At 43.3% G+C, this 1,706-nt stretch carries 1 protein-coding gene and 1 pseudogene; both read left to right on the plus strand.

Features of this window, described 5'->3' with window-relative positions; all coding sequences use genetic code 11:
• Positions 1–324: 324 nt before the first annotated feature.
• Positions 325–1,353: pseudogene (locus B9N89_RS31125) on the plus strand (IS91 family transposase); the annotation flags it as partial.
• A gap of 64 nt (positions 1,354–1,417) precedes the next feature.
• A partial coding sequence (locus B9N89_RS32345; RefSeq protein ID WP_200820830.1) for a transposase zinc-binding domain-containing protein occupies positions 1,418–1,706 on the plus strand: 289 nt, incomplete at its 3' end.

Consider the following 1,706-nt stretch of genomic DNA (forward strand, 5'->3'; position numbering starts at 1 on the left):
TTACTATGAGAACTATTGTTTTCAACGATTTTAAAACCATAGCCTAGTAAATACATAATTGCAGCAGGATACGAGATATTTCAAAGCTTGATATAATAGCCTAGGACATTTTCAAAAGGCTGACCCTATGGCTAATGATTTCCTTAAGATATTTTCGGATGGTTGGGGAAGATTTAAATCGGCAGTCCCTTCCTACGATAGGCTCCATTACAACAAGCAGGTTGAGGCTGTCCTTCGTTGCGGCGATCCAGTATTTGGTTTTTATCAATAGCTCTGCCTTAACTGCGGCAAGGATAGCCGTATTGTCGCTCACCCTGCAAGAGTAAATTTTGTTTGAGGTGCGGGCGGGTTGATGGTGAGAACTTTGCTCAATCTATCGCAGCTAAGCTTTACGAGGATGTAGACTATCGCCACCTCGTACTGACGATTCCAGCCCAGTTCAGAAAGATCTTTTATAAGAACAGATTTGTAGGGGACTTGTACAGTGCATTCATATCAATGGGTTGGGAGTTCGTAAAAAGTTTCATGAAAGGGATCGCTGGAGTAGAACTTGAATGTGGCTGCATCATTGTACTTCACACCGTAGGAAGAAAAAGCGATTTCAAGCCGCACTTGCATATAATGTTGATGTCCGGTGGCATAAACCCTGAGGGCCAATGGATTTCCTTAAAAAGATTTGATTTCTCTATACTCAATCGAACTTGGAAGGAAACGTTACTTGCTGGTATGAGAAAGTGGGATGAGTTAGGTGATTTCGAGGCTGGCTTCAATGAAACTGAGTCAAGGTACAAGGGCTTCTATGCTCATATTGATGTGAATCCTGCTCCAAAGAAAAGGAGGAATCTAATTCGCTATCTTAGCAAATACCTTTGTAGGCCGCAGATCAGCTTAAAGCGTCTACTGAAGTATAGCTCTAGAAATGACGAGGTTGTTTATAAATATAACAGCCATAGCTCGGGAAAAAGTGAGATTGAACGCACCAGTGTCATTAACTTCATTGGCCGGATGGTTCAGCAGATTCTGCCACCAAGGTTTAAAAGAATTCGGTACTACGGCCTTCAGTCGCCTAGCAATCGTAGCAGGCTAACGGCAAAGGTTTGTGAGGCGGTGGGGCGACTGGTATTGCTTCCAGAAATTGAGAGGCGATCTGAGGTACCTGCTAGATCATGCTACAAAGATTTGATAGAGCTTTGGTGGGGTGAAGATCCTTTTCGTTGCAAGGAATGTGGCCATCAGATGGAGCTTGCGCGTATCTGGAAGTCCGGGAAGGGCTGGATTTTTAATATATTTGACATACTCTTTGGCCATGATATTGGACCACCTGGGAATTTGCCTGACTTATGCTATGACTAAAGAAGTCATCGCCTAGTCGTGAATGTCTCTTCCAAAGAATCTAAAAGGTGGATAGCTCTTTTGGATGGAAGATTCATTTAGCGAATATAAGAGGCGTGATCCAGAGTCGACTATTCTGTACCAGGTTTTACAGCAGAATATGGATCAGTTTTTTCAGACGGTAGACAGCAACCCTGATCAAAACTCACTGCCGTACTTCGTGAGAAAAGAGTTTGAAAAATTCCTTAGCTGCGGTCTCCTAAAACATGGTTTTGTGAGATTAAAATGCTCGGATTGCTCCGAGTCTCTTATAGTAGCTTTCAGCTGCAAATGTCGGGGGTTTTGCCCAAGTTGTGCGGGTCGAAGAATGTCAG

This window comes from Pseudobacteriovorax antillogorgiicola, assembly GCF_900177345.1.
Taxonomy (GTDB): Bacteria; Bdellovibrionota_B; Oligoflexia; order Oligoflexales; family Oligoflexaceae; genus Pseudobacteriovorax; species Pseudobacteriovorax antillogorgiicola.